Annotated in this window: 7 protein-coding genes; 3 read left to right on the forward strand and 4 right to left on the reverse strand. The window is 70.3% G+C overall.

Annotation, left to right across the window (positions count from 1 at the left end):
* Window positions 1-74 precede the first annotated feature (74 nt).
* The 3 genes from OXS27_RS27375 to OXS27_RS27385 all read left to right on the forward strand — a co-directional run bounded on the left by OXS27_RS27375 (window position 75) and on the right by OXS27_RS27385 (window position 3,514).
* Window positions 75-1,313: a cytochrome P450 gene (locus OXS27_RS27375; RefSeq protein ID WP_267360374.1), complete on the forward strand. Its 1,239-nt coding sequence runs from the start codon at window positions 75-77 to the stop codon at window positions 1,311-1,313.
* Window positions 1,314-1,816: 503 nt separating this feature from the next.
* A complete protein-coding gene (locus OXS27_RS27380; RefSeq protein ID WP_267360375.1) occupies window positions 1,817-2,743 on the forward strand; it encodes an adenylate/guanylate cyclase domain-containing protein in 927 nt (308 codons plus the stop codon).
* 39 nt (window positions 2,744-2,782) lie between these two features.
* Window positions 2,783-3,514 carry a phytochelatin synthase family protein gene (locus OXS27_RS27385; protein ID WP_267360376.1) on the forward strand — a complete coding sequence of 244 codons (732 nt, stop codon included), beginning with the start codon at window positions 2,783-2,785 and terminating at the stop codon, window positions 3,512-3,514.
* A 330-nt stretch (window positions 3,515-3,844) separates the two neighbouring features.
* Here the strand turns inward: OXS27_RS27385 and OXS27_RS27390 are convergent, their stop codons facing one another.
* The 4 genes from OXS27_RS27390 to OXS27_RS27405 all read right to left on the reverse strand — a co-directional run.
* Window positions 3,845-5,149: a glycosyltransferase gene (locus OXS27_RS27390; protein ID WP_267360377.1), complete on the reverse strand. Its 1,305-nt coding sequence runs from the start codon at window positions 5,147-5,149 to the stop codon at window positions 3,845-3,847.
* A gap of 478 nt (window positions 5,150-5,627) precedes the next feature.
* Entirely contained in the window at window positions 5,628-6,683 is a 1,056-nt protein-coding gene (locus OXS27_RS27395; RefSeq protein ID WP_267360378.1) for an SLAC1 anion channel family protein, read from the reverse strand.
* Between the two features lie 41 nt (window positions 6,684-6,724).
* Window positions 6,725-6,895 carry a hypothetical protein gene (locus OXS27_RS27400; protein ID WP_267360379.1) on the reverse strand — a complete coding sequence of 57 codons (171 nt, stop codon included), beginning with the start codon at window positions 6,893-6,895 and terminating at the stop codon, window positions 6,725-6,727.
* Between the two features lie 13 nt (window positions 6,896-6,908).
* The coding region (locus tag OXS27_RS27405; RefSeq protein WP_267360381.1) for a molybdopterin cofactor-binding domain-containing protein at window positions 6,909-9,050 on the reverse strand (2,142 nt) is incomplete at its 5' end.

Below are 9,050 nucleotides of genomic sequence, written 5' to 3' on the forward strand. Positions count from 1 at the left end.
GCGCCACGTCCGACATGATCGTGTAGCTCCGGCCTTCGAGGCTCCTCGCGCACAGCAGCAGCGAGGCTATGGCGATGGATGGAACCGAAGTTTGGACGCGGCAGGCCGGCTCGCTGGAGCCGCCCGGACCCATCCCGACGCTGACGGTCGCCGAACTGGAGGCCGATCCACACGGGGTGTTCCGCACCTGGCGCCCCCGGCTGCCGGTGGTCGGCCACGAGGTCGCGGGCTTCGTCATCCTCCGGGCCGGGGACGTCGATCGGCTGATGCGCGATCCGCGCGTGCAGGCGACCGAGACGCTCTACCCCGAGACGCGCGGAATCCCGGAGGGCAGGCTCTTCGACATCTTCGCGCACGGGATGCTGACTGCCAATGGCGCCGCCCATCGTCGGCGCCGCTCGCCCTTCACCCGGACCTTCGGGGCCCGGATGATCGAAGGCCTGCGCCTCCGGATCCGCGCGGCAGCGGAGAGCCTCGTCCGGGACTGGCTACCAGACGGGGAGGTGGACCTCGTGGCGCGTTACACCGCGCAGATTCCGGCCCAGACCATCGCCGACGTCCTCGGTCTGCCGCATGAGGACATCCCCCGCTTCACGCACTTGGCCTACGAAGTCTCCCGGGTGCTGAGCTTCACCTTCGGACCGGACGACATCCCCGACCTCGAAGCGGCGGCGGTCGCGCTCCAGGATTACGTGCGCGCGATCCTCGAGGCGCGCCGGTCGGCACCGCAGGACGATTTCCTCTCGCGCTTCCTCGCGGAGGCCGAGGCGGCGGGCGATCTCACCCCCGAGGAGGTGGTCGTCCAGCTCGTTCAGATGATCATCGGCGGCACCGACACGACCCGGGTCGCGGGCGCCATGCAGGCGGCGCTGCTGCTGCAACATTCGGAGCAATGGGCGGCGGTGCGCCGCGATCCGGCTCTCATCCCGGCCGCCGTGGCGGAATCGCTCCGCTACGAGCCGAGCGTCGGCTCCGCGGGGCGGGTCGCCCGGGAGGCGATCGACCTCGACGGATCGGTCGTGCCGGCCGGAAGCCTGATCATGCTCTCGACGCTGTCGGCACTGCGGGACCCGGCGGCCTTTCAGAACCCGGACACGTTCGACATCCGCCGGACCGACCTTCCGCGCCTGCATCCGATCTTCGGCGGCGGCGCACACCGGTGCATCGGCGAGGCCCTGGCCCGGATCGAGCTGGAGGAAGGACTGGCCGCCCTGATGCGCCTCGCGCCAAACCTGCGCCTGGCGGGCGCGATGCCGGTCCTCCACGGCCACAGCGGCATCCGGCGCATCGGTCCGCTGCAGGTCGCCGCCTGATCGGGCATCGGATCAACCCAGGAGTTGCCGCGGAACAGGCCGCCGTTCCACAGCGCGCCCAACGGCACCCGGCCTGCTGGGCCGGGTGCTACTCGAAGATAAGCAGGTTGTCTTCGACCGAAAGTCAGATTTTCCGGCCGACGCCACAGGCAATCGGATTACGCATCGAGATGTCCGCTGTCATAGCTTTCCGATTTTCCGAAATCACGGCGCAATCCCCGAACCTTAATCCTGAAGCTCCACGCACCGGAGCAGACGATCATGATTTCAGGCCCAACAAGAACTCTCGCAGGCGCGGCGGGAGCATTTCTCCTGACCCTCGCGGTCCCGACCGCCGTTCGGTCGCAACCGGTCCCGCGCTTCGCACAATCAGACGTGCCGAGCCCCACCGCACGGTCGCTCCCGCCCCCGTACCGGACGATCCGGGACCTCCGCTCACCCACGGTCGAGCGCGAGCACCTCCGGGCGCAACGCATCATCAACCGCATCTGCTCGGGCTGCTGATGTCGGCGATACGCCTCCCCGACGTCAGCGCCGCGGGGGCGGACCCGGCGTCCTGGCTCGGCCGGCCGCACCGTGCGGCCGAGCTGGCCCAGGCTGTCCGCCGCCGCGCAGCCGCAGCGTGTGGCAACGCGCTCCTCGCCGCGGCGCCCGCGCCGTTGCTGATGGGATTCGCGACCGCGACCGGGTCGGAACCCATCACCCTCGGCCTCGCCGGGCTCGCCCTCACGTCGCTCGCGCTGCAGGTGCGGCACCTGCGCTCCGCCGCGCGGATCGTGACCCGACACCGGGACAACCTCGCGCGTCTGGCGGCGCCGGCGGTCGCCCGGTTGGTGGCCGAAACCGACGCCGTCACCCTGCGCGCCGGCTGGGAGCAGGAGGCGACGGTGCTGTTCGCCGACATCCGCGACTTCACCGGACTCTGTGAAACCCTTTCGCCGGGCGAAGTCGCGGCGTTCCTCGCCGAATTCCGCCAGCGCGCTGCGCGGGCGATCGAGGCGGCGGGCGGCCTCGTCGACAAATTCGTCGGCGACGAGGTCATGGCCGTCTTCGGCGTGCCGCGCCCGGCCCCCGACGATACGGATTGCGCCGTCGCGGCGGCCCGCGCGCTGACAGCCACGATGCTGGCCTGGAGTCGTGAGCGGGCGCAGGCGGGTCTGCCGCCGGTGCGCATCGGGGTCGGCCTTCACCGCGGCCCGGTTTTCGTCGGCACAATCGGGGCGGAGCGCGTCGAGTTCACCGCGGTGGGCGACACCGTCAACGTGGCCCGCCGCCTGGAGCAGATGACCCGCACCACGGCCTGCGACTGCATCGCCTCGGAAGCCGTGGTGCGGTCGGCGACGTCCGGCGAGGCGAGGATCGTCGCCGTTCAGCCCGTGCGCGGCGCCCGTGTCGTCCTGCGCCTGTTCGCCATCGCGTTGGCCCCGTAGCGGCCGGGCGCATTCTCACCGGGACCGGGATTCTTTCGCATGATGGCCGAACAGGTTCGTCGAGGCCGGGTCTGGAAGCGCCGTCTGGCCGCCTTCCTCGGATCGGCCGTTCTTCTGGCCGGACTGGCTGGCGCAGCCAGCGTCGGTCCGCGTCTCCTGAGGCCGAACGCCTATGCGTCCGTCACGTCGATCGAGACGCGACCGGACTTCCATGACCCTGCGCTGCTGGCGCGGGCCTGGGCGCTACCGGTGGCGGCGGCGTACCGGAGACGACCTTACGAGTACCAGAGCAATCCGAGCTTCTGCGGTCCGGCGACGGTGGCGAACCTGCTCCGCTCCCTCGGTGTCGACTTTTCGCAAGCCGACGTGCTCCGGGGGACGGCGTTCCAGCCCTGGTTCGGCGTGCTCGTGAACGGGCTGACCCTGGACGAGCTGGGCGACCTGATCCGAAGGCGACTCGACCACCCGGTCGATGTCGTGCGCGATCTTACGTTGCCGGCGTTCCGCGATCTGATGAAGAGCGGCAACGACCCCGACACGCGGCTGATCGTCAACTTCCATCGCGGTCCCCTCTTCGGCCGTGGCGCCGGACATTTCTCGCCGATCCTCGGATATCTGCCGGACGCGGACCTCGTCTTCGTCGGCGATGTCAATGGCGACTACCGGCCGTTCCTGGTCGGCACCGAGCGCCTGTGGCGCGCCGTCGCGACGCGCGACGGCACCTCGGGCAAGACGCGCGGGTTGCTGATCGTCCATACGACCCGGCATTGAGGCCGAGATGCACCGGCCGAGGGCCGGCGTCGAAGCCGTCGCTAAGAGCGTGCGGGAGGATGATCGACGGGGGAGAGCCGACGGGTGCCGCGCGGTCGCCTCTGGGCGCTTCCGGTCAGCCGTCGGGGAAACGGGGCGGCCCGCCGTCGCGCATGCAACCGCAGCACCATCGGTCCGTGGGGCAGGCCGCGCGCCGGGATGCCGGGTCCCGAACGGGCGACATTCCGGCTCTGGTGGGCTCACGGGCCTTCGATCGCCGCTTTGGCGTGGCCGGCGGCCCCCGTCAGGCGGTGAGACGATGTCTCGTGGTGCCTGCAATCCCGGAACGGATCAGGCCGCGTTGGATCCGGCGACGAGGCGGTCCAGCGTTCCGAGGATCACCGCCGGCGTATCGATCGCCGCCATATCCGCCGCGATCGCCCGCGCGCGCTCGGCGAAGGACGGCTCGGCCAGAACCCGATCGACCGCCGCGCGCAGGTCGCGAGCCTCTGGCCGCTGCGACGGGATCTCGATGCCGACGCCCGACCACGCCACCCGGGCGCCGACCTCGGCCTTGTCCTCGGTGCGCCCCGCCGCCACGATCGGGACGCCGGCTTGAAGCGCCAGCTGCACAGTCCCGTAACCGCCATTGGTGACCAGCACGTCGACCTTGGGCAGGAGCACCGCGAAATCGAGGAACTCCGCAAGCCGGGCGTTCCTCGGGATCGGTCCGCGCACGTTCCCGATCGGTCGGAAGCCGGTGGTGACGAGCACCAGCAGGTCGTCGCGCGTGCCGAGCGCCGATAGGGTCGGCTCGATCAGTTCGCCGAAATCGGCGTTGGCGACCGTCCCCTGGGTCACGAGCACGACCGGCTTGGACCCGTCGAGTTCGCCCCACCAGTCCGGCAAGGCGGCGTCCCGCTGCGGGGGAGGGGGCAAAGCGCCGACGAACCGGACGTGATCGGGCAGGCCCCCGAAATCGTACTCGAACGCCGGTACGGTCGTCTGAAGGAAGGCGTCGGCCATGAGATGGCGCGAATGCAGCACCGAGCACGGCAACGGCGGCAGGCCCATCCCGGCGAGTTTGGCATCCGCGTAAGCGCGGACCGGCGCACCGAAGACACGGTCGGCTTCGATCGCGATGGCCGCGTATGCCGCACTTGCCGCCGCGTCGCGGGCCGGCGGCAACCCGATCATGGTGGGAGCTCCGTCCGGCCTGTCGGCCACCATGATCGTGATGCTGCAGGCGACGATCGGTGGCCGGGGCGTCCCCGCATCCAGGAACATGGCCGTCGCGCCGAAGAACAGATCGTCGACGACTATGATGTCGGGACGTTCGGACGCGATGATCCTGCGCAGCGTCTCGGCCTGCGGCGGCATCGGGTCGAGGAAGATCCGCTCGAAATTGTAGCGGAGCTGCTCCGGGCCTGGGGGGAGACTTGCGCGCTCGGGCAACACGTCCTCGATCCGCGTGAAGTCAATGTCGGCGCCGGCGGCAAGCGGCAGGAAGCGTGCGCCGGACCTTTCGACGGACGGACGGAGGTATCCGGCCGTGGCCACCAGCGCCTCGTCGCCGCGCGCCAGGGCCATGCGCGCGATAGCCAGCAGCGGATTCAGGTGGCCGGCGGCCGGCGTAGCGGCAAAGAGGATTTTCATGCGGGACCCGTGACGGCGACAGAGCAGATTCTGTTCGGTCGCGCGCGCCGCACGGTTCCGTGCCGGGGCGGTGAACGACGATCTCTGCTCATGCCGGGGGGTCTGCGCCCGGCGTATGACCGCAGCGTTTCGCCGATCGGCGATAGGGTTACAGGCGTAACCTCGGACGACCGGGCCTGCGCCGTTGCCTTGCAGCGGATCTGGTGTTCCTCCCAGACTCGTCCGCCACCCAATCTCGCGAGACGACGCGTCGTAATCGCATGACGTCGAGGGTGGGCCGTCAGCTTTTTAGCGCTCCTGCTCCGAAGCGGACAGGTCACTCACGGTCGAACTACGCGATGCCGGATCGCCGGCGCGTGCAAAACCTGTCGTTCGGGTCTACGCCCTTCGCGGCGGCATCGTCAGTTCTGGCATCTTCTCGAAAGCGGATGTTCAAATCCTTCGTCGTGGATCAGGGACAACCTGTGGCCATTGCATATCACTGCGCCAGCGTGCGCAATTCCCCTTGAAGGAAGCCGAGCAGGGTTCGGGCGAGCAGCCAAGCGATCACCGCCGTTGCGAGCGCAAGCAGGGCGAGGGCGAGGCTGTCGATCCCCAGCCCCGGTTGCGCCGTCGCGATCCGCAAGGCTGCGACCGCTGCTGCGGCGAGTGGAAAGCTCACGCCCCACCACGATACGCGGAACGGGCAGCTCCAACCGAGCCGAGCGAGCTTCGGCAGCAGCACGGCGAGGAGGAACAGTGCGATCGAGAACAGGGCCACCGCGAAGAGATCCACCGTGCCCGTCGTGGCGAGATAGGCCGAGCAGCCGACGGCGGAGGGCGCGACGAGGATCAGAAGCGACGGCTGCAGGGCGGGGGGAAGCGGCGTCTCGAACAGCAGGCGCGACAGGATCATCGTGGTCAGGGGCACGGCGAAGAACAGCCCCACGGCCAGCGCGAAGACCATCTCGCCCTGCATCGGCGGCAGGCCGAGCACCGGAACGGCGAGAGGCACGTCGAGGAGGCCGACCACCGGCACGATCCAGGCCGGCGTGGCATGCGCGGCCTGCTGCCGGTCGCTGAGCCATCGGGTCACGACCCACCACGCGAACACCGTCATGCCGAGGGCGCCGGCGATCCAGAGCAGGCGCGCAAGGGTGAGGCTCAGGGGCGCCACGGGGATCGACAGGAGGAGCAGGCTGATCAGCGGCGTGCCGAACAGGTTGCCGGCGATGGGATGGCGGAACTCGGCCCGCACCGCCGGGCCGGCGATGACGGCCTTGGCGGCGTAGCCCGTCGCCACGGCGACGAAGGTGGCGCAGGCGATCAGCCCGATGGCCCCGCCGAGCCAGAGGGGGACACCGTACCGGGCGTGCGCCAGCGTCCAGGCGATGCTCAGGCCGGTCAAGCCCATCACCGCCGCGAACAGGCCGACGGGCAGGGCCTCGACCTGCCGCCAGCCGCCCGGACCCTTCGATCGCTCCGGCGGGCGGTGGGCGGTCAGGGTGGCTTCGGAGGCCGACGTGCCTTGCTCTTCCGCGACGACCTGCAGCATCGATCCTTCGTCCTCCACGCAGATCCCGTAGGCCAGTACTGTCAGCCGAGACCGTATCGGATGGCCGACATCCGGCGGGACGGGTTCGGGTCGAGGTGGAACCGGGCGGCCTCGATAGCCTGCCCGAATGCGGTCTCAGGTATCGACGGGATCGACACGATCTTACCCGAGGAGGCGCCCGTCGCGAGCGCCGTGCCTGTGTGCTCTGCCATGGCGGATCCCGCGTCAGGCGGCTGAGAGTTTCGCGTTGGCCACCGGCAACGCGCGGATCCGCTGGCCGGTGAGCGCCGCGATGGCGTTGAGAACCGCGGGCGGCACGCCCGGCAGGCCCGGCTCGCCGACGCCGCCCATCGGCGCGCCGCTCTCGACGATGCGGACGTGGACCTTCGGCATGTGCTCGCGGCGCAGGATCGGATAGGTGTCGTAGTTCCGCGATTGCCGCACGCCGTCGCGGTAGACGATCTGCTCGAACAGGACCGAGGACAGGCCGAGCGCAGCCGCCGACTCCACCTGCGCCTTGACGATGGCCGGGTTCACGATGCTGCCAGGGTCGAACGCGATCCAGAGGTTGTGGACGCGGGCCTCGCCGCCCTCCACCGAGACCTCCGCGATGGTCGCGGTCTCCGATCCGAAGGGCGAGGCCATGGCGATGCCCCGGGCGCGCATTCCATCGTCCGTGCGGTAGGGCCCGCGCTGCCAGCCACCGGACAGCTCCGCCACCGCCGAGAGCAGCGTGCGGTGCCGGGCGCTGCCCTGGAGGAGCGCCATGCGCAGCGCGAACGGATCCTGCCCGCCGGCCTGGGCGATCTCGTCGAGGAAGCTCTCGTAGAACGCGTCGTTCATCGAGTGGCCGACGGAGCGCCAGAAGGCGATGTTCACCGGGTGGGCGACCTTCGTGAAGATCATGCGCCTGTTCGGCACCGCGTAGGGCTTTTCGACGATGCCCTCGACCGCGGACGGGTCGACGGGGGTCTGCATCATCATGCTGAAGTAGCGGCCGATCGGGCCTTCCCCCACCGTCCGTACCTCGAGCGCCGTCGGCTGCCCCGCCCGATCGAGGGCGGCGCGGAAGCGGCTGAAGCTCAGCGGGCGCACGGCGTCGCGGGCGAATTCCTCCTCCCGCGACCACAGCACCTTCACCGGGCGGCCGGTGGCCTTGGCGAGCAGGATCGCCTGCGGGAACGGGTTGCCCGCATCGTAGGTGAAATGGCGGCCGAAGAAGCCGCCGAGCATCGGCGAGTGGATGCGGACCTGGGCCGGCTGCAGCCCGGCCACCTTCGCCGAGACCGCCTGGAACACCTCCGGCATCTGGTTCGAGAGCCAGACGTCGAGGGTGCCGTCGCTGTCGAAGCGCGCGATGGCGGAGGGCGGTTCCAGCTGCCCGTGGGCGAGGTAGGGGGCCTCGTAATCGGCCTCCACCACCTTGGCGGCTTTGGCGAAGGCGGCGGCGACATCGCCCTTCGCCTCGGCCACATGGCCCGGTTCGGCCGAGGCCTTGAGGGCCGCGAGCATCCCCTCGGACGAGAAATCCGCCGCGACCGTGTCGATGCCGCTGGGCTTGCCCGCCGACCATTCGACCGTCAGCGCCTCGACGGCCTTGCGCGCCCGCCACCAGCTGTCGGCGGCCACCGCCACTGCGCCCGACAGGCGGTGGACCGAATGGACGCCCGGCATCGCCTTCACCTCGGCCTCGTTGGCGAGGGTCATCGGATCCGTGCCGAGGCGCGGCGCGTGCTGCACGGCGGCGTACAGCATGCCCTCGACCTTCTGATCGATGGCGTAGATCGCCCGGCCCGTGGACTTGTCGCGCACGTCGATCCGGGGAACGGGCTGGCGGATGTAGCGGAACGTCGCCGGATCGCGCAGGGGGACGGATTCGTTCGGCTTGAGCTTCAGGGCGTCGGCCGCGAGGTCGCCGTAAGTGAGTGAGCGGTTCGTGGCCGCGTGCAGCACCACCCCGTCGCGCGTGGTGAGGTCGCTGTCCTGCACCTTGAGTTTGGCCGCCGCCGCGCGGATCATCAGGTCTCGGGCGGTCGCGCCGAGGCGGCGCATGGTCTCGTAGCTCGATCGGGTCGAGAAGCTGCCGCCGGTCATGCGGATCCCGTTGACGACGGCGTAGTCCGGGCCGGGCGGCGCGCATTCCACGACGAAGCGTGAGGGCGGCACGTCGAGTTCCTCGCCGACGATCTGCGCCATGCCGGTGGCGATGCCCTGGCCGCCCTCCACGAAGGGGCTGAGTAGCTTGATGGTGCCGTCCGGGTGGATCTCTAGGAAGGCGGCCACCCGCGTCCCGGGCTTCGGCGCGAGGGCGCCCGCACCCTCGGCGGGACCCTGCGCCTCGGCGCGGGCGAGGCGCGCCGGCAGAAG

Source organism: Methylobacterium sp. GC_Met_3, from assembly GCF_026540775.1.
Lineage (GTDB): Bacteria > Pseudomonadota > Alphaproteobacteria > Rhizobiales > Beijerinckiaceae > Methylobacterium.